This is a genomic window from Agromyces arachidis (assembly GCF_052805135.1).
Genome location: NZ_JBRBDK010000004.1, coordinates 138,034 through 160,270, shown reverse-complemented (window position 1 = coordinate 160,270; position 22,237 = coordinate 138,034). Strand labels below are relative to the sequence as shown.

The following is a 22,237-nucleotide window of genomic DNA, read 5'->3' as shown; positions in this document are numbered from 1 at the left end:
CCGTGCGCCGCGGCTACCGGCTGCGGCGCTCGCCGCGGATCGCGTCCTGCCCGACGTGGGCGCGCACCGCGTCCTCCAGTGCGTCGCGATCGCGGATCGGAGTGCTCCGGGGGTAGCTCGTCGTGAGGAAGTGCTGGGCGTACGGGAAGCAGGCCGCCTCGAACGGCCGGTCGGCCCGGAATCCCGCGCCGAAGGTGTTCGCCTCGACCTCCACCTCGTCGGGCGGGATCCGCAGCGCCCGCGCCATCTCGCCGGGATCGAAGACGAGGCCGAAGGGCTCGGAGTCGGGGTTCATGAGGCGCCCCCCGTAGTCGACCGACAGGTTCCCGTCGATCCACAGGCGCTGGTCGAGCGCGTGCATCGTGCCGGCCTCGACGTCGGCGGTGACCCTGAGCACGTTCGGGCGGGCGGCGCTCCGGACGTCGACGACGACCTCGCCGCGGTGCGTCGTGGTGACGACCGCCCGGCTGGTGGTCGCCGCGGAGAACCCCTCACCGGGGTCGTAGTTGATCGTGTTGGACTCGTAGTCGCAGATCACCCACGTCAGCATCCCGGTGCGCAGGTTCTCGGCGATCAGGTACAGCTCGACCCGGACGCCCCAGAAGACCGAGGCGTGCACGGTGAACGCGCCCAGGATGGCGCAGAGGCGCGGCGTCTCGTCGGCGAACATCGCCGTCGGCACGAGCCGGTAGCCCGGCGGCAGCATCCGGCTCGCGGCAGCCTCGTCGACGACCTCGTAGGCGAGGAACAGGCAGTACGGCTCGACGACGAAGCCCATGTCGGCGTCACCGCCGGCGTGCGCGACGATCCACCGTTGCACGCGCATCGGGAGCCGCGCGAGCATCTCGGCCCGCCCGTACAGGGCGGCGACCTCCTTGGGCGAGACCCGGCCCTCCGTGTGCGCGACGAACCTGCGCAGCTCGGCCGGCTCGATGCGCGATTCCATGACGCCAGCGTAGGGCCACGGCCGCCCGATCCGGTCCCGGGAGGCGCGTCGATCAGCGCCGCACCTCGATCGAGCTGACCCCCGCGAGGTCGATCCACGCGCGCTCCCCGGTGTCGACGAGCACGGCCAGCACGTGGTCGCAGGTCGCGCAGCGCACGACGGTGCCCGCCCCGCTCACGTACACCATCGCCCGGGCGAACTCCGCGACCGTGCCGCAGGCGTTGCACCGCCCCGTCGTCGTGGTGATGTCGAACGAGAAGAAGTCGGCGAGCGCACCCGCGAGCGCGTTGCCGTCGAGGTGACCGGTCATCACGTGCCTCCGTAGCGTTCGGTGCGGATGTCTCGCGGCTCGTGCCCGAGCTCCACGAGCTGGTCGGCGATGCGCTCGACGAACCCGGTCGAGCCGCAGACGTACACGCGCGGACGCTCGGCGGCGGGCACGACCGCCGCGGCGAGCGCGTCGGGCGTCACGCGCCCGGGCGGGGTCGGCCACCCCTCCGGGGCGCGCCGGGTGTACACGAGGTCGAGGGCCAGCGGTGCGGATGCCGCGGCGAGCGCCCGCCACTCGTCGGCGAAGTACACGTCGTCGGGGGTCCGCACGGAGTAGAGCAGCCGGAAGCCGGTCGGGTCGTCGGCGTCGGCGTGCGCCTGCGCCATCGCGTACAGGGGCACCACGCCCGAGCCGCCGGCGACGAGCTGCACCGGCCTGGGGTCGTCGGTCACGGCGGACGGACGCCACACGAAGAACGCGCCGAGCGGACCGTGCACCTCGAGCCGGTCGCCGGCCCGCAGCTCGTCGACGAGGAACGGCGAGACCTCGCCGTCCGGCAGCCGGTCGATCGCGAGCACGACCCGCGACCCCGGGCCCGACGAGGCGATCGAGTACGAGCGGGTCGCGGTGTACCCGTCGGGGGCGGTGAGGCGCACGTCGAGGTGCTGGCCGGCCTCGTTGCCGGGCCAGCCGTCGACGTCGAGTTCGATCCGCGCGGCGTTCGGGGTCTCCCGACGGGTCGCCGCGACGGTGGCGACGTGCCATCCCGCCCGCGGCACCGCCGTCACCAGTACCGCTCCTCCCGCCAGGGGTCGCCTCGCAGGTGGTAGCCGTTCTGCTCCCAGAAGCCGGGTTCGTCCTCCGCGAGCATCTCGAGTCCGCGGACCCACTTCGCACTCTTCCAGAAGTAGAGGTGCGGCACGAGCAGCCGTGCCGGGCCGCCGTGCTCGGGATCGAGCGGTGCGCCGTCGAACTCGAACGCGACCCAGGCCTTGCCGCCCAGCAGGTCGTCGAGGGGCACGTTCGTCGTGTAGCCGCCGTAGCTGTGGGCCATCGTGTACTCGTAGTCGGTCTCGACGCCGTCGAAGAGGGTGTCGAGCGACACGCCGCGCCATCCGGTGCCGAGCTTCGACCAGTGGGTCACGCAGTGGATGTCGGTCGTGACGTTCTCGATCGGCAGGGCCATGAGCTCGTCCCACGTCCACGATGCGGACGCGCCGGTCTCGGTGCGGATCGTGAACTCCCAGTCGGCGGTGTCGATGTCGGGGGTCGGGCCGGCCGACAGCACCGGGAAGTCGCCGACCAGGGTCTGGCCGGGCGGCAGGCGGTCGTCGCGTTCGCGGCCCCGCCCGGTGAAGCCCCTCGTGATGAACGACATGCCCGTCTCCTCCCCGCTCGGACCGGACCGTCGGGACCGACGATAGCCCCGACGTTCGCGGACCGTAACCCCCGCTTCGGCGGCAGGTGCGTATCGTGGAGTGATGACCGCTGTCGCGCTCGGCATCCCGACCCTGCGTCGGGCGTCGTCGGCAGCGCCCGCGATCGAGGGCCGGCCGGAGGTCGCGGGGCTCGTCGACCGCTTCGGCCGGATCGCCCGCGACCTGCGCATCTCGATCACCTCGGCCTGCTCGCTCCGGTGCACGTACTGCATGCCCGCCGAGGGCCTGCCCCTGATCCCACGCGACGAGCTGCTCTCGGCGGAGGAGATCGCCCGCCTGGTCGGGGTGGCCGTGCGAGACCTCGGCGTCCGCGAGGTCCGTTTCACGGGCGGCGAGCCGCTGACCCGGCCCGACCTCGTCGAGATCGTGCGGCTGAGCGCGAGCGCCGCCCCCGGGGTCCCGCTGTCGATGACCACGAACGGCATCGGGCTCGACCGGAAGGCCGAGTCGTTGCGGCGGGCGGGCCTGTCACGGGTCAACGTGTCGCTCGACACGCTCGACCGCGCGCACTTCACCCGGCTGACCCGTCGCGACCGCCTCCCCGCCGTGCTCGCGGGCATCGCGGCGGCCCACCGCGCCGGACTCGGGCCGCTGAAGGTCAACGCGGTGCTCATGCGCGAGACGCTGCCCGATGCGCCGGACCTGCTGGCCTGGTCGCTCGAGCACGGATGCCGGCTTCGCTTCATCGAGCAGATGCCGCTCGACGCCGACGAGACCTGGCGTCGAGCGAACATGGTCGACGCCGAGGAACTGCTCGCTGTCCTCCGGTCCCGCTTCGACCTCGACCCGGTCGGTCGCGACGACCCGGCGGCACCCGCCGAGGAGTGGCTGGTCGACGGCGGCCCCGCCACGGTCGGGGTCATCGCGTCGGTGACCCGCCCGTTCTGCGGCGCCTGCGACCGCACCCGGCTCACGGCCGAGGGGTCCGTCCGCTCGTGCCTGTTCGGCGACGACGAGACCGACCTGCGCGGGATGCTGCGGGCCGGGGCGTCCGACGACGACCTCGCGGATCGGTGGCGTGCGGCGATGTGGGCGAAGAAGGCCGGCCACGGCATCGACGACGTCGACTTCGTGCGCCCGGCCCGGTCGATGGGCGGCATCGGTGGCTGAGCCGACGTCACTGCGCATGCGCACCGTGGCCGTCCGCTACTTCGCGGCGGCCGCCGAAGCGGCCGGGACCGACGAGGAGCGCATCGAGGTGGCGGCCGACGCCACCGCCGGAGCGCTCCGCGACCTGCTCGTGGAGCGCTACGGCGCGCCGATGGCCAGGGTGCTCGAGCACGGTTCGTTCCTCGTCGACGGGGTCGTGCGCCGCGACCCCTCCGCTCGACTCGGCGACCTGGTCGACGTGCTGCCGCCCTTCGCGGGCGGCTGACCTCCCGCCTCAGAACACGTGCGAGAAGCGCGCCGCGTTCCGCGCCTCGTCGCGCAGGCGAGCCGCCTCGGCCTGCAGGCGGTACAGCTCGTCGGCGGTCGGGGCGGCCGCTCGGCGCCGGGCGCGCGCCGAGGCGATCGCGGCGGTCATGCGGTGGAACGGACCCACGTGGCCGGTGCGGAGCGACGGGGCGGCGGTGATCGCGGTGTTCATGGTGTCCTCCTCGGACCCGGTCCCCGCGGCTGCGGGAAGCTGGTTCCAGTCCACCGCCGTCGCGGCGCACGGTCATCGGCGACGGCTACCGACATCCGCCGTCACGGCTACCGAGATCTGGGCGCGGGGCGCCCGCCCTACTCCGATCGGCCGTCGCCCGCCGTCATCCCGTGCTCGTGCGCGAGGTGCGCCGCCTCCTGCCGGGAGCCGACCCCGAGCTTCGCGAGGATCGCCGCGACGTGGCTGTCGACCGTGCGCACCGACACCACCAGCCGCTCCGCGATCTCGGCGTTGGTGAGCCCCTCCGCGAGCAGCGCGAGCACGGCGGCCTGCCGGTCGGTGAGTCCGTCGGGGTTGCGGCGGGTTCCGCTCGACGGCCCACGCGGAATGTGCGCCGCACCCCGTTCGCGCAGTTCCGCACGGACGAGACGTGCGAGCGGAACCGCGCCGATCCGGTCGAGGATCGCGAGGGCGTCGACCAGGTCGTCGTCGTCCGGGCTCTCGGCGAGCGCCTGCGCCTCGTGGTACGGGCACGCGAGCTCGTGCCAGCGAGCCGCCGCGCGCCGCCAGTCGCCACGCGCCTGCAGGGCGAAGGGGTTGCGATCGTCGCCCCGTGGGTCGACCGGGTGCCCGGCCCGGCCGAGCAGGTAGGCCAGTTCGACGTCGAGGCCGTGCGCGCTCCGCTCGACCGCTTCCTCGTAGAGCGGCAGGGCGATCGCGGCGGCGGCCGCGGCGTCACCGCGCAGCAGCGCCTGCTCGGCGCGGGCCATGCCGACCGGTCCTCGACGCTGGAACTCGCCGATGCGCCGGGCGATGTCCTCCGCCTCCGCGAGCGCCTCATCCGCACGGGAATCGCCGCGTCGCACGTGGACCGTCCCGACCACGGTCATGCCCACGCACCGCGCGTGCGGCACGTCGGCGGAGACCTCACCGCTGGCGAGCGCGTCCTCCCACCGCGCCCGGGCCAGCTCCAGCCGGCCGCGCTCGGCCCGGTGGTACGTCGCGATGCCCATGAACTCCGATCGTTCGGCGGCATCCAGCGCCGGTGCCACCAGCACCTCGGCCTCGTCGAGGCGGTACTCGTCGAGGTGCACCCAGATCAGGTTCACGTACGCCCTGGACGCGTTCTCGACGTCACCGGTCTCCATGGCGATCTCCGCCGCCTCGGCCAGTTCGGCGAGGCCGGCGTCGTCGCCGAGCTGCTCGATCGCGGTGCCGTGGTTCGTCAGCGCGTGCGAGAGCACCCCTCGGTCGCCCGTCTCGCGTGCGATGGCGATCGCGCGCGCCGCGAGGTCGCGGGCGCCGACGAGGTCGTGGACCAGCAGCGCGAGCTGCGCCTCGTTGCTGAGGGCGAAGGCGAACATGGCCGGGTCGCCGGCATCCGCGAGCACCTCGGAGGCCTCGCGCGCCGCCGCCTCGGCCTCGGGGCGGCGCCCCGCCATCCAGCTGATCCGCGAGAACCATCGAAGGCTGCGGCCGAGGGCCACCGGATCGCCGAGGCTCCGGCGGAGGGCGAGCGTCCCGACCTGCCGGTCGAACGCCTCGTGACCGGCTCCCACCGTGTAGGCCTCGATCGCGGCGCGCTCGGAGAGGTCCGCGCGCTCCGCCGGCGGGAAGCGGTCGGCGTACTCGAGGGCCGCGCGGAGATGTGCGACCGCCTGCCGGTGCGCGCCCGACGCCGCGGCCTCGCGCGCCGCCCGCGGCGCCCAGCGCACGATGGCCTCGGCGTCGCCGGACGCGATCGCGTGGTGGGCGAGGCGGGCCGCATCGTCCACGCCGAGGTCGAGGAGCGCCGCGAGCACGCCCGCCTCGAGCTCGATCCGCCGCGACGACGGGAGGCCGTCGACGATGGCGCGGCGGGTGAGTTCGTGGCGGAACTGGGCGCCGGCCGGACGGACCACGAGCAGCCCGGCCTCCTCGGCCGGCCGCAACGCGCCGGGACCGCCCGGGACCAGCGCGGCCAGCAACCGCGAGTCCACCGCCGACGGCACGACCGCGAGCTGCTCGAGCTCGTCCTGCACGGCGCCCGCCAGGCGACGCAGGCGGCCCGTCACCGCGTCGACCACGGTCGGCGGCACGACGTCGGCATCGGCGGAGGCGATGATCTCGCTCACGAAGTACGGGTTGCCCCGGGTCAGCGCGTAGATGCGATCGGCGGCGACGCCGCGGCCGTCGGTCAGCGCGCCGACGGCCTCGGGCGACAATCGCTCGAGCGGCATCCGAACCACCCGGTCGCCGTGCTCGAGGTCGCCGAGCAGCCGCGCGAGCGGATGGTCCCGGTCCAGCTCGTCGCGGTAGGTCAGCACGAGCAGCGCGGGGACCTTCTCGATGCGGCGGCCGAGGAACCGGAGGACGTCGAGCGTGGCCTCGTCGGCCCAGTGGAGGTCCTCGACGACGAGCACGGTCCCCGCGTGCGCGGCGAGCTCGTCCTGCAGCGCCGAGAGCACCTCCTCGCGCTCGCCCTCGCGCAGGGCCGCGCGGAGCGCCGGGCCGACCTCGTCCGCGAGGTCGCGCAAGGGGCCGAGCGTGCGCGGCGTGCTCATCGCGTCGCATCCGCCGACGAGCACTCGGCCGTGCGCGGGCGGATCGGCCCGCATCGCGTCGATGAGGCTGGTCTTGCCGATGCCCGCCTCGCCGTGCACCAGCGCGATGCGGCCGTGCCCGTGCCGCGCCTCGCCCGCGATGTCGCGCAGCACGTGCATCTCGTGGGCGCGCTCGAGCAGCCCCGTCGTCATTCCCCGATGGTCCCGCGCGCCCGTCCCGGCCGCAAGCGACGCGTCAGAGGTTGACCCACTCGGCGGTGCCGCCGTCGAGGTGCTGGCGCTTCCAGATGGGCGTGCGCTCCTTGATCCGGTCGACGAGCAGCGCGCAGGCCGCGAACGCCTCGGCGCGGTGCGGTGCGGCGACCGAGGCGACGAGCGCGACGTCGCCGATCGCGAGGCTCCCGATGCGGTGCACCGCGGCCACGCGCAGGCCGGTCTCCCGCGCGACCTCGACGCACGTCTCGCGGAGGAACCGCTCGGCGTCGGGGTGGGCGGAGTAGTCGAGCGCGGTCACCGCCGCACCGTGGTCGTGGTCGCGGATGACGCCCTCGAACGAGACGAGGGCTCCGTCCCGGCGCGTCGTCACGAAGGCCTCGACCGCGGCGCGATCGATGGGGGACTCGGTGACGAGCGCGAGCACCTCGGGGTCAGGCATGCGGCGCACCGCCGCCGTCGAGCCGGTCGGCCTCGCCGTCCGTGCCGGCATGGGCGGTGCCGTGCGCGGCATGCCCGGCCAGGTCACCGGAGTGCCTGGGGTGGGGCGCGGCCGCGTGCGCCGAACCGCCCGCGGGTCGCGACTGCGATGCCCTCGGCGGATGGTCGCCGCCGGCGACCTGGTCGATCGCGTGGGCCAGGATGCCGTCGAGCACCGCGAGCCCGTCCGCCACCCCGCCGCGCGAGCCGGGGAGGTTCACGACGATCGTGCGACCTGCGACCCCGGCGAGCCCGCGGCTGAGCGCCGCCGTCGGGGTGGCCGCGCGGCCCGCCGACCGCATCGCCTCGGCCACGCCCGGCAGTTCGCGGTCGAGCACGCCGCGCGTCGCCTCGGGGGTCCGGTCGGCGGGGCCGACGCCCGTTCCCCCCGTCGTGACGACCACCGCGGGCGATTCGCCGACCGCGTCGCGGAGCGCCTCGGCGACGTCGGCGTCGGACACGACGCGGGGCGCCCCCGCATCGAACCCGTGATCGGCGAGCCACGCCGCGATCACGGGGCCCGTGGTGTCGTCGGCGACCCCGGACGCCGCGCGCGTCGACGCGACGAGCACGATCGCGCGCCGCCCGGGCGCGGCATCCGCCGCCTCGTCGCCGTCAGCCACCGCGCCGTCCGCACGCCAGACGCCTCGCTTGCCGCCGCGCTTCTCGACCAGGCGCACGCCGTCCAGGCGCGCGGCCGGGTCGACGGCCTTCACCATGTCGTGCAGCGCGAGGCCCGCCACGGCGACCGCGGTCAGGGCCTCCATCTCGATCCCCGTGCGCGCCGTCGTCGACGCCGTCGCCCGGATCGTGACGGCCGCCTCGTCGAAGCCGAAGTCGATCGACACCGCGTCGAGCGGCACGATGTGGGCGAGCGGGATGAGCTCGCTCGTGCGCTTGGCACCCTGGATGCCGGCGATGCGCGCCGTCGGCAGCACGTCGGCCTTCCTCAGTCCGTCGCTGCGCACCAGCGCGACGACCTCGGCGGTCGTCTCGAGCCGCCCCTCGGCGATCGCCACCCTGCGCGTGACCGGCTTGCCGCCGACGTCGACCATGCGTGCGCGGCCGTCGTCGTCGAGGTGCGTGAGCTCGCTCATAGGACCACGGTATCGACCGGGTCGCCGGCGTCGAGCGTCTCGACCTCTTCGGGCACGACGATCAGCAGGTCGGATGCCGCGAGCGCGGCCACGAGATGCGAGCCGGGCCCGCCGACCGGCAGCGCCCGTCCGTCGTCGGTGCGGCGCCCCCGCAGGTACTGCCGCCGGCCGGGGATCGAGCGCACCGGCTCGGCGAGCGGCATCCGCTCGGTCCGGGCCTGCGGCAGCCCCGCGATGGCGCGCAGGGTCGGCGCGACGAACAGCTCGAACGAGAGCTGCGTGCTGACGGGGTTGCCGGGGAACGCGATCACCGGCACGCCGCGGTAGACGGCGGTCGCCTGGGGGCCGCCCGGCTGCATCGCGACCGAACCGACCCAGGCGCCGAGCGGCTCGAGCAGTTCGCGCACCACCTCGTAGTCCCCCTGGGAGATGCCGCCGCTCGTGAGGACGAGCTCGGCACCCGCCACGATCGCCACGTCGAGCTCGGCGCGCAGCCGTTCGGTGTCGTCGCGGACGCGCCCGGCGTGCACGACGCGCGCCCCGGCCGCTCGCACGGCCGCGGCGAGGGCGACGCCGTTCGCGTCCGGGATCCGGCCCGGCCCGAGCGCCGCGCCCGGCTCGGCGAGCTCGCTGCCGGTGCTGACGACCGCCACCCGCACCTGCTCGCGCACGAGGAGCCGGGTGAGCCCGGATGCCGCAGCGGCGGCGAGGTGACGCGACCCGAGCCGCACCCCGGCGGGCAGCACGTCGGCGCCTGCGGCCAGGTCGGAGCCCGCTTCGCGCACGTACTCGCCGGCGGATCGCGCGCGCAGGATGCGGACCCGGTCGCGATCCGGCTCGGTGTCCTCGACGGGCACGACGGCGTCGGCGCCCTCGGGCACCATGGCGCCCGTCATGATCCGGACGGCGGTGCCCGGCGCGAGCGGATCGACCGTTCCGGGCTGGGCGGCAGCCTCGCCGGCGACCGGCAGGGTCACGGGCGCCTCGGCGACGTCGGCGGCGCGGACCGCGAACCCGTCCATCTGCGAGTTGCGGAAGGGCGGCAGCGCGATCGGCGACTCCACGGGCGAGGCGGTGAGGCGACTGAGCGCGTCGGCGAGCTCCACCGCCTCGGACGGACGTGCGCCGAGCGGCGCGAGGAGCGAGCGCACGAACCGGGCGTGCTCGTCGACGGGGATGCGACCGGCCATCAGTACCGCGCCATTCGCTCGTCGACGACGCGCGACCACGCGTCGATGCCGCCCACGAGGTTGCGGACGTCGCCGAACCCGGCCCCCGCGAGCATCCGGGCGGCGTACGCGGAGCGCGCCCCGAGGTGGCAGTAGACGACGACGGCCGCCGCGGGGTCGATCTCGCCGATCCGGCCCTCGAGCTCGCCGAGCGGGATCAGCACCGACCCCTCGATGGCGGCCAGGTCGGCCTCCCACGGCTCGCGGACATCGAGGAGCACGGGTCCACCTCCGCCGGCGAGCTCCTCGGCGAGCGCCCCGGGGCCGACCTCGCCGACCGTCGGGCGCGCGGGAGCCGCTCGCGCGGGCTCCGGGGCGGGAACGGCCGCCTGGTCCTCGCGACGGTAGGCGATCTCGCGGGTGCGCCCGGACAGGGCGTCGTACACGGCGACCCGCCCGAGCAGGGGTTCGCCGACGCCCGTGATCAGCTTCAGCGCCTCGCCGGCCATCATCCCGCCGGTCACGGTGCACACCGAGGGCAGGATGCCGTCGACCTCGCAGCTCAGTCCGCCGTCGGCGGGAGGATGCGGGAAGAGGTCGCGGTACGTCACGCCCCGCGCCTCCCACGAGACGCCGACCTGGCCGCCGAAGCGGGCCGCCGAGCCCCAGACGAGCGGGATGCCGGCGCGCGCGGCCGCGTCGTCGGCGACGTACCGCGTCAGGATGTCGTCGGTGCCGTCGATCACGAGGTCGGCCCCCGCGAGCAGCTCGTCGGCGTTCGACTCGTCGAACCGGTGCGGCACCGCCGACACCTCCGCGTCCGTCGACAGGGCCGCCGCGGCGTCCGACGCGGACTCGACCTTGAGCCGGCCTACGTCGGCCGGCCCGTGCAGCACCTGGCGGTGGAGGTTGGTCTCCTCGACGAGGTCGTCGTCGACGACCGTGATCCGGCCCACGCCGGCGGCGACCAGGACCGGCAGCACCGCGCTGCCGAGTCCCCCGGCGCCGAGGAGGACCACCTTCGCGTCGACCAGGCGCTGCTGCCCCTCGGCGCCGAACCCGGGCAGGACCCGCTGACGCGCGAACCGCGTCGAGACCGGGTCGAGAGGCGCCATGCATCGATTCTCGCAGCACTCCGACGACGCTGGACGGTCCGGCCCGATGTCAACCCGGGGGATATGAGGCGTGCTCACAGGCGGGTGTCCGGAAGAATAGGGGGCAACCGACCACGAGGGAGCCGCCGATGAGCGGATCGGGCGAGCGATCGTCGAACGGCCGGCCCCGACCGGGGCACGTCGTCCGGTCGCTCCTGCCCCGGCGCCCCCGCTTCATGCGAGGACCCCGCATCGACGATCCCGTGCGGGCTCCGGTCATCCGCACCGAGCGACTGCTGCTCCGTCCGCACCGGCTCGCCGACGCCGACACCTGGTACGCGTGGCAGTCCGACCCGACGGTGATCGAGCACCTCTCGTGGCCGCTGCGCTCGCGCGCCGAGTCGTTCGTCCACCTCCTCCACCGCACCCGGCACACCCGACTCGAGCAGCTCAACGACTTCCTCGCGCTCGGCGTCGAGTACGAGGGGCGGCTCGTCGGCGACGTGTCGCTCCACCTGCGCTCACTCGACCCCGAATCGCGGCGGCTCGAGATCGGCTGGCTGGTCGGCCCGGAATGGCAGGGCCGCGGGTTCGCGCGCGAGGCGGCCGAGGGCATGCTCGGGCTCGCCTTCGACCGCCTGCACGCCGCGGTCGTCGAGGCCGTGATGACCTCGGGCAACGAGGCGTCGCTGCTGCTCGCGACCCGCCTCGGCTTCGATGAGGTCGGGGAGCGCGACGGCAACCGGGTCACGGTGATCACCGCCGACCGGTACCGCGAACTCCGCAACGAGCGGAACTCCGAAGCCGCGTCGGCCGGCGAGGATTCTGGCCCTGCTCCGAGCTGACCCCTGTCAGCGCGGCGTGTCGAATCGGGTCTCGATCGGCTCCGCCTCGGCGACCTCGGCCCACGAGGCCGCAGCGAACCGGAACTCCGCCACCGCACAGGTCGGCATGTGCTCGACCTCGCCCGACATCCGCCACACCAGTTCCGACAGTCCCGGATCGTGCGCCACGACCATGACCGTGGCGATTCCCTCGTCGAGCACGCCGACCGCCCCGAGGATCGCGTCGGCCGAGGCACCGTAGAGCCCTTCGTCGAGCGTCACCGCGTCCGGCTGGAGCCCCAGCGCGGCCGCGATCGCCTCGGCCGTGGTCCGCGCGCGGGCGGCGGTGCTCGAGAGGATGGCGTCGGGAGCCGTGCCCCGCTCGCGCAGGCGGCGACCCATCTCGGGAGCGTCGCGACGTCCGCGGTCGTTCAGCGGGCGGTCGTGGTCGGGGATGGCCGGATCGCCCCACGAGGACTTGGCGTGCCGGACCAGGACGAGGGTCTTCATGCCGCGAGTCTGCCACCGCGCGCCGGATGCCGCGCGCCGGTAGCTCACCGACGGAGCGCGACGCCGGCGGCGAACTCGAGCACGCACAGCGCCGCCAGACGCACCGTCCGCTCGTCGGCGGCATCCGTCGTCGCGTCGATCTCGACGAGGTCGGCGCTGCGGACGCGCGGGTCGCGGGCCGCCGCACGGACCAGCGCCCGCAGCTCCCACGCGGCCAGGCCGCCGGGCACGGACGCCGGGCACCCGGGCGCGACCGACCGGTCGCACGCGTCGACGTCGACGTCGAGGTGCACCGGGCCGCCGCCTGCGCCCGCGATCGCCAGTGCCTCGCCCATCACGTCCGCCGGCGGGCGGCCGTGCAGCTCGTCGCGGTGGACGACCGTGATGCCGAGCTCGGCCGCCCGGCGCGCGTACGCGGCGGAGTTCGCGAAGTCCTGGATGCCGACCTGCACGATCCGGCGCGGATCGAGGCCGGCCTCGACGAGTCGCCGGACCGGCGAGCCGTTCGAGACGCCGTCCCGCAGGTCGTAGTGCGCGTCGATCGTGACCAGTCCGGCGCGTGCGAGATCCTCGCCCCACGCTCCGAGCGCGGTCGCGTACGTGACCGAGTTGTCTCCGCCCAGGGCGATGAGCGCCCGAGCCCGGTCGAGCACCTCGCCCACGCGAGCGCGCGTCCGCTGCTCGCCCTCGGCGCCGTCGGGCTCGGCGACGTCGCCGGCGTCGACGACGGCGAGCCCGTCGAGGTCGACGACACCGCGAGGTCGCCCGGCAGCGGCATCGCCCGAGCGGTCGGGGACGAGCGACGCACTGTACCGCCGCAGCGCCCGGCGGATGGCCTCGGGCGTCTCATGCGCGCTCGTGGGTGAGAGCGACGTCCGGAACGCCGGCACCCCGAGCAGGGCCAGGTCGGCGACCGCGTCGCCGGCCGTCTCGTCGAACGCGGGCCAGCCGCCCGCGCGGGGCCAGAGCGGATCGTGCGACAGCGACGTCTCGGTCATGGCTCGACGCTAGCAACGACGGATGCCGCGGGTCGCGCGCGCGGCACCGGGCGCGTCCGCGATCCCGGACGGTCGCGTCCGTCAGCCGGACCGACCCGCCCCGTCCTCGAGCGCCCTGACGATCTCGCGGAACTCGTCGGGGGTGAGTTCGCCCCGTGCGAGCCGCTCCTCGGCGATGGCCCGCGCCGGCGGTTGCGCCGAGCCCGGCCCGTGGTGCGGCGGCGCATTCGAACCCGACACCGCCTTCACCACCAGGACGACCGTCGCGGCGAGCGCGCCGAGGACGAGCAGCCCGAGCAGGACGACCGGGATCCAGCCCAACCCCATGCCGTATCCGTGGTCCCAGTACATTCGGCATCACCTCGATCCGCTGGACGGACGTCCACCTTCAGGCTACGCCCGCGCCCGACGACTCGCGACGGTCCGGGCGACGAGCTTGCGGACCTCGGCCGTCCACAGCACGATCGAGGCCATCCCGACGCACACGGCCCAGTGCACCGCATCCAGCGACGCCGTCCCGAAGGCCACCTGGAGGGGCGGCCACGAGACCACGGCCACCTGGAGCGCGACGGCCAGCGCGGTCGCGGCCCACAGCCAGCGATTGGCGAACAGGGAGCGGAACGCGCTCGACGTGGTCGAGCGGGCGTTGAAGGCGGTGAACAGGCCGCAGAACACGAGGGTGGTGAACCCGGCGGTGCGCGCGACCTCGAAGCTGTCGGTGCCGCCGGGGATGAGGCCTGCCGGGAGGAAGGCGTCCATGGTGAGGAGGGTGGCGACGGCGATCACCAGCCCCGTCGCGGCGATCCCGATCCACATGCCGAGGTCGATCGCCCGATCGTGGATGCCGCGCGGCGGACGCGCCATGACGTCGTCGACCTCGGGGTCGACGCCCATGGCGAGGGCCGGGCCGGAGTCGGTGACGAGGTTGATCCAGAGGATCTGCGTGGCGAGCAGCGGCAGCACGACGGCCTCGTCGGACGCGCCGGCGAACCCGAGGACCCCGGCGAACACGACGCCGAGGAAGACGGTCAGGACCTCGCCCATGTTGGAGTAGAGCAGGTAGCGCAGGAACTTGCGGATGTTGTCGTAGATCGACCGACCCTCGCGCACTGCGTGCACGATGGTCGCGAAGTCGTCGTCGGCGAGGACCATGTCGGCCGCCTCCTTCGCGACCTCGGTCCCCGTGATGCCCATCGCGATGCCGATGTCGGCCGACTTCAGCGCGGGCGCGTCGTTCACGCCGTCGCCCGTCATGGCCACGATGTGCCCCTCGGCCTGGAGCGCGTCGACGATGCGGAGCTTGTGCCTCGGGGCGACGCGGGCGAACACCGACGCGCTGCGGACCGCGTCCCGGAGCTGGGCGTCGTCCATGCCGTCGATGCGACCCCCGGGCACGGCGATGCCGTCCGCCTCGGCGATGCCGAGGTCCTTCGCGATCCGCGCGGCGGTCGCCGGGTGGTCGCCGGTGACCATGACGACGCGGATGCCGGCGGCCCGCGCCTCGGCGATGGCCGGGCGCACCTCGGGGCGCGGCGGGTCGATGATGCCCACGACCCCGGCGTAGACGAGGTCCTGCTCGGCGGACTCGTCGAAGTCCGCGGCATCCGCCCGGCCGCCATCGCCCGCCAGCTCCGGCGCGGGGCGGTAGGCCACGGCGAGGGTGCGGAACGCCTCGTCGGAGAGCTCCTCGATCTCCGCGAGCGCCCGCGCCCGTCGCACCGGGTCGAGCGGGACCGCCTCGCCCCCGTGCTGCACCCGCGTGCAGTGCCCGAGCAGGACGTCCGGCGCTCCCTTGCTCAGCACCACGAGGTCGCCGCTCTCGTGACGGTGAGCGGTCGACATCATCTTGCGCTCCGAGTCGAAGGGCACCTCCCCGACCCGGTCGTACCGCGCGGCCTCCTCCGCGGTGCCCGCGATCTTGCGGGCGGCGACGAGGAAGGCGGCCTCGGTCGGATCGCCCTCGATGGCCCACTCCCCTTCGCGACGGGCGAGCTGCGCATCGTTCGCGAGCGACCCGGCGCCCAGCACGATCTGCGCCTCGAGGCGCAGCGGGCCGTCGGCCAGTTCGCGGCCGTGCGCGGTCGCCGCACCCTCCGGGGCGTAGCCCACCCCGCCCAGGTCGACGGTCCCCGACGACGTCACCACCCGCTGGATCGTCATCTCGTTGGTCGTGAGCGTGCCGGTCTTGTCGGTGCAGACGACGGATGCCGAGCCGAGCGTCTCGACGCTCGAGAGCTGCTTCACGACGGCGTTGCGCCGCGCCATCCGCTGGACGCCGAGGGCGAGGACCAGCGACATGATCGCGGGGAGCCCCTCGGGCACGGCCGCGACCGCGAGGGAGACCCCGAGCAGGAGGACGGTGACGAAGTCGGCCGGGGTGTCGACGCCCTGCACGATCGTCACCGTCAGCATGACCACGAGCGCGATCGCCACGACGATCACGCCGAGCGTGCGGCCGAGGCGCGCGACCTCGCGCTGCAGCGGGGTCGGGTCGTCGTCGGTCTCATCGAGCATGGTCGCGATGGCGCCCAATTGCGTCGACATGCCCGTCGCCGTCACGATCGCGCGGCCGGTCCCCCGGCTGACCGCCGTTCCGGCGAAGACCATGTCGCGGCGGTCCCCGAGCGGCGCCTCCCGGTCGAGCGTCGACGGGTCCTTCTCGACGGGCTCGCTCTCGCCGGTGAGCGAGGCCTCCGCGACGCGGAGGGCGGCCGCGCGGACGAGGCGGCCGTCGGCGCCGACGCGGTCGCCCTCGGACAGCACCAGCACGTCCCCGGGGACCAGGCGGTCGCTCGGGAGCGTGCGGAGACGGCCGTCGCGCAGGACCGTCGAATGCGCCCGCGTCATCACGGCGAGCGCCGCCACCGCCTTCTCGGCCCGGAACTCCTGCACGAGCCCGAGGACGCCGTTCAGCGCGATGATCGCGAGGATCACGACCGCGTCGACCGGCCATCCTCCGGCACCCTCGACGGCCCACGCGGCGACCGACACGACGACCGCGGCGAGCAGGAGCACGATGAGCGGGTCGGCGAGCTGGGCCAGCACCCGCCGCAGCAGCGGCGTGCGGCGCGCCGCGCGCACCTCGTTCGGGCCGTATCGCTCGAGGCGTGCGGCCGCGTCCTCCGAGCTCAGGCCGCGCTCCACGTCGACCCCGAGACGGCGTGCCACCTCCTCCGCGTCCGCGCGCGCCGGATCCGGCAGGTCGCTCGTCGCGCGCGCGGTCGCCGTCATGGGCCCATGGTGCGCACGCGCTCCACCCGGCCGCAACGGGCTGAAGTCCCGTCGGCGCCGCCCGGGTAGGCTCGCGACATGGAAGACGAGGCGATGGCGGTCCTGGTGACCGGAGCCGAGCGCCGGCTGCTCGAACCCGAGGTGCGCCGCGACCCGGCGGCATTGGAGGACCTGCTCCACGAGTCGTTCCGCGAGATCGGGCGAAGCGGCCGCCTCTGGTCGCGCGACGAGCTCATCGAGGTCATGACCGGACCCGACACCGTCGACCTGCACTCCGCGGTCGTGACCGGCGAGCAGGTCGCGCGCGTCGCACCCGACCTGGCGCTGCTGACCTACACGCTCGACGCCGACGGCATGCGCAGCCGTCGCAGCTCGCTCTGGCGCATCGACGGCGATCGGCCGCGCATGCTCTTCCACCAGGGCACGCCGCTCGGCCCGCACACGGGCTGAGTCCTCCCTCGACTCACCGCGGCGGCGCCGCCGGCACCGCGAGCGCGATCAGGTCGTTGACCGAGGAGAGCACGGCATCGTGCGGGGCGGCCTCGAGCTCGGACCGCCGCGCTTCGCCGGTGAGCAGGCCGACGACCCATCCGGCACCGGCGGCCCGACCGGCCTCGAGCAGCGCGAGCGTGTCGCCGGCGACGAGCACCTGCCGGACGTCGAGCGTGCCCGCGAGCTCCATCGCGTGGTGCACCGCGTAGGGCGCCGGCGGCGGCGCGAGGATCTCATCGCCGCAGACGACGGCGTCGACGGCACCGGCGCCGCCCGGCGTGTCCGACACCGTCCAGCCGAGCGCGGCGAGGGTCGAGTCGGCAGCGGCCCGCTGCATCTCGCACACGAGCGCCACGCGGACGCCGCGTCGACGCAGGTCGGCGAGCGTCGCTTCCACCCCGCGAAGCGGCTCCGGCCCGCCGAGGTGCGCCCGACCACCCGCCGGCGTTCGCCGGAGCGTCGCGCCTTCGAGGCCGAGCACGGCCAGCGTGATCATCGGCGGGCTCCCTCCGCCGTCGGGTGCGACCGCCTCAAGGGCGTGCGCCGGTCGACCTCGTTCTCGATGGTGAACGTCGCGAGCTCGGGGCGATAGCGGTCGTCGGCGTACGACAGCGGCCGGCGCGCGCCGTCGTAGGTGACGCGGCGCTCGCGCAGCAGCGGACTGCCTGCGCCGACCTCGAGCGCCTCGGCGTCCAGCGGGTTCGCGGCGACCGCGTCGATCGTGTGCCGTGCCCGGCGCAGGTCGACGCCCTTCCCGACGAGGTGCGCGTGGAGCGACCCGCGATCGCAGTCCATGTCGGCGAGCAGCGCGCCGATGTCGGGCGCGAACGAGGTGCGCTCGACCATGGTCGGCACGTCGTCGAGGGTGCGCACCCGCACCACCTGGACGACCGCCGCACCCTCGTCGAGGCCCAGGAACCCGGCCACCGCCGAAGGGGCCGGCCGTCTGGCCGCTTCGAGGGTGTGCTGGCCCGGCGTCTTGCCGATCGAGCGCGCCCACTCGGTGAACGACGAGAACGTCGAGAACGACTGCGACGGCACCACCCGCCCGACGACCGGCGCGCGGCCGCGCCCGCCCACCACGTAGCCCTCCTCGCGCAGCGCCAGGAGCGCCCGGCGGACCGTCGCCCGCGACGTCCCGAACTCGCGGCACAGCGCCAGTTCGCTGGGCAGTCGCATGCCCGCCGTCCATTCGCCGCGCCCGATCCGCTCGCGCAGCGCGTCGTGCACCCGTTCGTGGAGCGGCACCTCAGTGGACATGCATCGAACGTACGGATCGCACGCACCCCCGGGGGTGGGCGCGACGCGACCTTCCGGTGAAGGTTCGGTGAACCGCAGGCGACGCGGCGGCCGGGTCCGTTCTCGGCCGGGAACGCGGACCCCAGCGGGCCGTCAGCGCGCGCCCGGCGCGAGTTCGCGAGCTCGCCGCAGCAGCGCGACGAAGGCGTCGAGGTCGAGCCGGTCGAGGGACGTGACCGTGATCGCCGCCGCGCCCACCTTCACCCGCCCAGCCCGGCGGCTCGCCGCTTCACCAAGTACTCGCCGTCCTCGGCGGCGTTGACGTAGACGCTGAGGTGCTTCGACTGGTCCGCCAGCCCGACGAGGAACCAATCCGCCGACCGGCCGCGCGGGCGCGGCTGCGTGATCGCCCCGTAGCCGATGATCGACTGCGCCGTGCCGCCCCAGAACTCGCCCTCCCAGAGCTCCCGCTCGAGGCCGGCGAACTCGGCTGCGATCACGCGGTCCAGTTCGCGCACGGCGTCGGCGCGGGCGCCGTGAAGCCCGGCCAGGAAGGCGTCGACGTCGCGTCCGGTGCGTTCCATCCCCCCGATCCCGTCACGTCGGCTCAGTTCGCGCCGGCCTCCACCGGGCCCGGCTCCTTCGGCGGCGTCGACGCGCCGTCATCCGCCCGCTCCTGCTCCGCCGCGCGGGCCTCGCGCCTGGCGCGACGCCGCTCCCGGCCGCCCTCGACGAGGTCGTACAGCGCGGGCAGCACGAGCAGCGTGAGCACGGTCGAGGAGAGGAGTCCGCCGATCACGACGAGGGCGAGCGGCTGCGAGATGAACCCGCCGCTCCCGGTCAGGCCGAGCGCGAGCGGCAGCAGCGCGAAGATCGTCGCGAGCGCCGTCATGAGGATGGGGCGCAGACGCCGCGAGGCGCCGTGCGTGAGCGCGTCGCGCACGGTCATCCCGCGGTCTCGGTACTGGTTGACGAGGTCGATGAGCACGATCGCATTCGTCACCACGATGCCGACGAGCATCAGCACGCCCACCAGCGAGGCCACCCCGAGCGGGATGCCGGTGACGACCTGCAGCAGGATGGCGCCCGTCGCGGCGAACGGCACCGACACCAGCAGCAGCAGCGGCTGGAGCAGCGACCGGAACGTCGCGACCATGACGATGTACACGATCAGGATGGCCGCGAGCAGCGCGAGGCCGAGCTGCGAGAACGACTCCTGCTGGTCGGCGGTCACGCCGCCGAGCGAGGCCGACGTGCCGTCGGGCAGGTCGAGCGAGTCGACCGCCGAGCGCACGTCGGCGCTCGCGGTGCCGAGGTCGTCACCCGCGGGGGTCGCCGCGACGGTGGCGCTGCGCAGCCCCTTCACGGTCGTGACGGTCGCCGGCCCGTCGGCCTGCGCCACCGTGGCGAGCGAGTCGAGGCGCACCGTGCCGGCGGGCGTGGGCACCGGCAGCGCCGCGAGCTCCTCGACGGTGGTCGGCGGCTCCTCCGCGGCCAGGTAGATGGTCAGGGTCTGCTCGTCGATCACGATCGACCCGGCCGACTGCGGCTGCATCGACGCGGAGACGATGCCCCCGAGGGCGACCTCCGAGTACCCCGCCTCGGCCGCGGCCGCGCGGTCGATCGCGACCGCGACGTACGGGCGGGACGCCTCGAGGTTCGAGTCGACCTGGGTGAGGGAGTCGAGCATCGAGAGCTCCTCGACCACGGCGTCCGTCGCAGTGCGGAGGTCCTCCCCGTTCGACGCCGAGATGTCGACCTCGATGTCGCTCGATGCGCCGAAGCCGGACTGCGTGGCGAGGGTGATCTCGCCGACGTCGTCGAGGTCGGCGAGCTGCGCGCGGACCTCGTCCTGCAGGGCGACCTGGTCGGCGTCGTCGTCCGTGGTGACGTTGTACGCCACGGTGTCGCCGCTGCCGCCGAACGCGGCGAGCGCGCCGCCGCCGGTCGCCGTCCCGATCGACGTCTGGACCGTCTCGACGCCCTCGACCCCGCGGATGGCCTCCTCGACCGGGAGCGAGGCCTCGGCCATGGACTCGAGGCTCGATCCGACCGGCAGCTGCTGGGTGACCCGGAACGTGTTCTGGCCGCTATTGCCGAGGAAGTTCGTCTTCATCAGCGGGGCGAGTGCGGCGGTGCCCGCGAGCACGATCACGGCCGCGATGATGGTGATCGCGGAGTGGCGCAGCGTCCAGCCGATCACGGGCAGGTAGCCCCGCTGCAGGCGCGACGGGTGCTCGAGTTCGTCGACCCCGGCGCGCGGCGCAGCCGCGGCCGAGGTCGCGGCGGCCGCGTCCGCGGTCGTGGTCGCCGCCGTCGTCGGCTTCCGCTCCAGCCCCGTGCCGCCGTCGGGGTCGCGGAGCTCGGGCGCGAGCCACACGTCGTCGACGAAGGCCGCCGCGGCCGCGGCATCCGCCTCGGTCTGGCCCTTGGCGGGCTTCGCGGGCCGGAGGAACCAGTACGCCAGCACCGGCACGATGGTCAGCGAGACCAGCAGCGAGGCGAGCAGCGCGATCGTGACGGTCAGCGAGAACGGCCGGAACAGCTCGCCCGTGACCCCGTCGACCAGCGCGATCGGGAGGAACACGGCGACCGTCGTCACCGTCGACGCGGTGATCGCACCGGCGACCTCGCGGACCGCGTGGATGATGGTGGGCGCCTTCTCGGCCCCGACCACGTAGTGCCGCTTGATGTTCTCGATGACGACGATGGAGTCGTCGACGACGCGGCCGATCGAGATCGTCAGCGCGCCGAGCGTCAGGATGTTCAGCGTGTAGTCGGCGGCCTGCAGGCCGATGAAGGTGATGAGCACCGAGGTCGGGATCGAGATCGCCGTCACCAGCGTGGCGCGCACCGACAGCAGGAACACGAGGATCACGAGCACGGCGAAGACCAGGCCGAGCGTGCCCTCGACCGCCAGCGACTCGATCGACTTCTCGATGTACGGGGCTTGGTCGAAGACGACCGTGAACTCCGCGCCCGGGTTGGTCGTGTCGAGTGCGGCCTGCAGTTCGGGCAGGGCGGCGGCCACCGCGTTCGACACCTCGACGGTGTTGGCCGACGGGAGCTTCGTGATCGAGATCGCGAGCGCGGGCTCGCCGTTCACCCGGGAGATGCTCGCACGGGGATTCTCGGTGAGCTCGACGGAGGCCACGTCGCCGATGGCGACCGCGACGGGCACGCTCACGCTGCCGGCCTCGGCCCCGGGCAGCTCGCCGGGGAACTCCCCGGTCGCGCCGTCCGTGCCCGGGACGACGCCGCCGTCCGGCAGGGTCTCGCCCTCGGGCAGGTCGGTCGCGGGCTGCTGCTCGGTCGCGCCGACCAGCGGCAGCGCCGCGACCTCGTCGACGCTGCCGAGCCGGGTGCCCGCCTGCACGGCGAACGTCGAGTCGCCCTCCGTGATCTGGCCGGCCGGGAGCAGCACGCCGTTCTGCGCGAGCGCGTCGCGGATCGCCTGGGTCGTGAGCCCGTACTGCGCGAGCGTCGCGGGGTCCGGGGTGATCACCACGCGGCGGCCCTGGTCGCCGACGAGGGTCGCCTCGCGCACGCCGTCGATGTCGCGCAGCTCGGGCAGGGTCGTCCGGGTGATCTCGTCGGACAGCGTCGAGGGGTCCTCGGCCCCGGTCACCGCGACCGCGGTCACCGGCAGGTCGTCGAAGCTGAACGCGATGACCTGGGGGTCCACGTCCTCGGGCAGTTGCGGCGCGATGCGGTTGACCGCCGACAGCAGCTTCTGCTCGGCGAACGCGAGGTCGGTGCCGAACGTGAAGCTCGCGACCACGCGCGAGACCCCGGTCGAGCTGGTGGTCGACGTCGAGTCGAGCCCGCTGATGCCCTGGATGGCGGTCTCGATCGGCGTCGAGACGTCGGCGTTCACGACATCCGGCGAGGCCCCCGGGTAGGCGGTGATGATGCTCAGCTGCGGGAGCTGGATCGAGGGCGCGAGCTCCTGCTTGAGGTTCGTGAGCGCGATGCCCCCGAAGATCGCGACCACGATCGTGACGAGCGCGATGAGGGCGCGATTACGCATGCTGAGCTTCGCGAGCAGGGACATGGTGTCGATTCTCTCAGCGCGCGGCCCCGCCCGGGTCCTCCGAAAGTGT

The 22,237-nt window shown here is 74.4% G+C and carries 22 protein-coding genes; 4 read left to right on the top strand and 18 right to left on the bottom strand.

The genetic code is table 11. From position 1 onward, the window contains the following. Positions 1–13: 13 nt before the first annotated feature. Genes ACUY4T_RS07490 through ACUY4T_RS07475 form a run of 4 tightly spaced genes read right to left on the bottom strand, consistent with a single transcriptional unit; the run spans position 14 to position 2,595 of the window. Positions 14–946, bottom strand: coding sequence for a hypothetical protein (locus ACUY4T_RS07490; protein ID WP_446018298.1), 933 nt, complete (start codon positions 944–946; stop codon positions 14–16). A gap of 52 nt (positions 947–998) precedes the next feature. Continuing rightward, on the bottom strand, positions 999–1,256 hold the full coding sequence (locus tag ACUY4T_RS07485) for a DUF6510 family protein (RefSeq protein WP_446018297.1): 258 nt from the start codon (positions 1,254–1,256) through the stop codon (positions 999–1,001). Beyond that, entirely contained in the window at positions 1,256–2,005 is a 750-nt protein-coding gene (locus tag ACUY4T_RS07480) for an FAD-binding oxidoreductase (RefSeq protein WP_446018296.1), read from the bottom strand. The genes ACUY4T_RS07485 and ACUY4T_RS07480 overlap by 1 nt, the downstream gene beginning before the upstream one ends. Beyond that, the gene (locus tag ACUY4T_RS07475; protein ID WP_446018295.1) at positions 2,002–2,595 is read right to left on the bottom strand and encodes a sulfite oxidase-like oxidoreductase; all 594 of its coding nucleotides are present in this window, start codon (positions 2,593–2,595) and stop codon (positions 2,002–2,004) included. The genes ACUY4T_RS07480 and ACUY4T_RS07475 overlap by 4 nt, the downstream gene beginning before the upstream one ends. A 103-nt stretch (positions 2,596–2,698) precedes the next feature. Between ACUY4T_RS07475 and moaA the strand changes: the two genes are divergently transcribed. Both moaA and ACUY4T_RS07465 read left to right on the top strand, forming a co-directional pair. Further along, entirely contained in the window at positions 2,699–3,766 is a 1,068-nt protein-coding gene (moaA, locus tag ACUY4T_RS07470) for a GTP 3',8-cyclase MoaA (RefSeq protein WP_446018294.1), read from the top strand. Between the two features lie 16 nt (positions 3,767–3,782). Further along, complete coding sequence (locus tag ACUY4T_RS07465; protein WP_446018418.1) at positions 3,783–4,031, top strand: MoaD/ThiS family protein; 249 nt, start codon at positions 3,783–3,785, stop codon at positions 4,029–4,031. Between the two features lie 9 nt (positions 4,032–4,040). On the opposite strand, the gene ACUY4T_RS07460 is transcribed toward ACUY4T_RS07465, so the two are convergent. The 6 genes from ACUY4T_RS07460 to ACUY4T_RS07435 form a co-directional block, all read right to left on the bottom strand. Continuing rightward, positions 4,041–4,244, bottom strand: a complete 204-nt coding sequence (locus tag ACUY4T_RS07460; protein WP_446018293.1) for a hypothetical protein — start codon at positions 4,242–4,244, stop codon at positions 4,041–4,043. Between the two features lie 137 nt (positions 4,245–4,381). Next, positions 4,382–6,979 (bottom strand): ATP-binding protein, encoded by a 2,598-nt coding sequence (locus ACUY4T_RS07455; RefSeq protein ID WP_446018292.1) that lies wholly within the window; start codon positions 6,977–6,979, stop codon positions 4,382–4,384. A gap of 43 nt (positions 6,980–7,022) precedes the next feature. Then, positions 7,023–7,442 carry a molybdenum cofactor biosynthesis protein MoaE gene (locus tag ACUY4T_RS07450; RefSeq protein WP_446018291.1) on the bottom strand — a complete coding sequence of 140 codons (420 nt, stop codon included), beginning with the start codon at positions 7,440–7,442 and terminating at the stop codon, positions 7,023–7,025. After that, positions 7,435–8,577, bottom strand: coding sequence for a bifunctional molybdenum cofactor biosynthesis protein MoaC/MoaB (moaCB, locus tag ACUY4T_RS07445; RefSeq protein ID WP_446018290.1), 1,143 nt, complete (start codon positions 8,575–8,577; stop codon positions 7,435–7,437). The genes ACUY4T_RS07450 and moaCB overlap by 8 nt, the downstream gene beginning before the upstream one ends. Next, positions 8,574–9,767, bottom strand: coding sequence for a molybdopterin molybdotransferase MoeA (locus ACUY4T_RS07440; protein WP_446018289.1), 1,194 nt, complete (start codon positions 9,765–9,767; stop codon positions 8,574–8,576). Before ACUY4T_RS07440 ends, moaCB begins: the two co-directional genes overlap by 4 nt. Continuing rightward, on the bottom strand, positions 9,767–10,861 hold the full coding sequence (locus ACUY4T_RS07435) for a ThiF family adenylyltransferase (RefSeq protein ID WP_446018288.1): 1,095 nt from the start codon (positions 10,859–10,861) through the stop codon (positions 9,767–9,769). The genes ACUY4T_RS07440 and ACUY4T_RS07435 overlap by 1 nt, the downstream gene beginning before the upstream one ends. A 128-nt stretch (positions 10,862–10,989) precedes the next feature. Here ACUY4T_RS07435 and ACUY4T_RS07430 point away from each other — a divergent pair, with 128 nt between their 5' ends. Further along, positions 10,990–11,685, top strand: coding sequence for a GNAT family N-acetyltransferase (locus tag ACUY4T_RS07430; protein WP_446018287.1), 696 nt, complete (start codon positions 10,990–10,992; stop codon positions 11,683–11,685). 6 nt (positions 11,686–11,691) lie between these two features. On the opposite strand, the gene ACUY4T_RS07425 is transcribed toward ACUY4T_RS07430, so the two are convergent. The 4 genes from ACUY4T_RS07425 to ACUY4T_RS07410 all read right to left on the bottom strand — a co-directional run bounded on the left by ACUY4T_RS07425 (position 11,692) and on the right by ACUY4T_RS07410 (position 16,403). Then, complete coding sequence (locus tag ACUY4T_RS07425; protein WP_446018286.1) at positions 11,692–12,174, bottom strand: SixA phosphatase family protein; 483 nt, start codon at positions 12,172–12,174, stop codon at positions 11,692–11,694. A 44-nt stretch (positions 12,175–12,218) separates the two neighbouring features. After that, positions 12,219–13,172: an arginase family protein gene (locus tag ACUY4T_RS07420; RefSeq protein ID WP_446018285.1), complete on the bottom strand. Its 954-nt coding sequence runs from the start codon at positions 13,170–13,172 to the stop codon at positions 12,219–12,221. A gap of 81 nt (positions 13,173–13,253) precedes the next feature. Beyond that, the gene (locus ACUY4T_RS07415; protein ID WP_446018284.1) at positions 13,254–13,523 is read right to left on the bottom strand and encodes an SHOCT domain-containing protein; all 270 of its coding nucleotides are present in this window, start codon (positions 13,521–13,523) and stop codon (positions 13,254–13,256) included. Positions 13,524–13,565: 42 nt separating this feature from the next. Continuing rightward, complete coding sequence (locus tag ACUY4T_RS07410; protein WP_446018283.1) at positions 13,566–16,403, bottom strand: cation-translocating P-type ATPase; 2,838 nt, start codon at positions 16,401–16,403, stop codon at positions 13,566–13,568. A 78-nt stretch (positions 16,404–16,481) separates the two neighbouring features. On the opposite strand from ACUY4T_RS07410, the gene ACUY4T_RS07405 reads away from it, so the two are divergent. Beyond that, the gene (locus ACUY4T_RS07405) at positions 16,482–16,853 is read left to right on the top strand and encodes a nuclear transport factor 2 family protein (RefSeq protein WP_446018282.1); all 372 of its coding nucleotides are present in this window, start codon (positions 16,482–16,484) and stop codon (positions 16,851–16,853) included. A gap of 13 nt (positions 16,854–16,866) precedes the next feature. Here ACUY4T_RS07405 and ACUY4T_RS07400 read toward each other — a convergent pair whose 3' ends face one another. From ACUY4T_RS07400 to ACUY4T_RS07385, 4 genes are all read right to left on the bottom strand, one after another. Beyond that, positions 16,867–17,391 carry an HAD family hydrolase gene (locus ACUY4T_RS07400; RefSeq protein WP_446018281.1) on the bottom strand — a complete coding sequence of 175 codons (525 nt, stop codon included), beginning with the start codon at positions 17,389–17,391 and terminating at the stop codon, positions 16,867–16,869. Further along, on the bottom strand, positions 17,388–18,155 hold the full coding sequence (locus ACUY4T_RS07395) for a GntR family transcriptional regulator (RefSeq protein ID WP_446018280.1): 768 nt from the start codon (positions 18,153–18,155) through the stop codon (positions 17,388–17,390). Before ACUY4T_RS07395 ends, ACUY4T_RS07400 begins: the two co-directional genes overlap by 4 nt. A gap of 239 nt (positions 18,156–18,394) precedes the next feature. Further along, positions 18,395–18,718 carry a hypothetical protein gene (locus ACUY4T_RS07390; RefSeq protein WP_446018279.1) on the bottom strand — a complete coding sequence of 108 codons (324 nt, stop codon included), beginning with the start codon at positions 18,716–18,718 and terminating at the stop codon, positions 18,395–18,397. A 23-nt stretch (positions 18,719–18,741) separates the two neighbouring features. After that, positions 18,742–22,188: an efflux RND transporter permease subunit gene (locus tag ACUY4T_RS07385; protein WP_446018278.1), complete on the bottom strand. Its 3,447-nt coding sequence runs from the start codon at positions 22,186–22,188 to the stop codon at positions 18,742–18,744. Positions 22,189–22,237 lie beyond the last annotated feature (49 nt).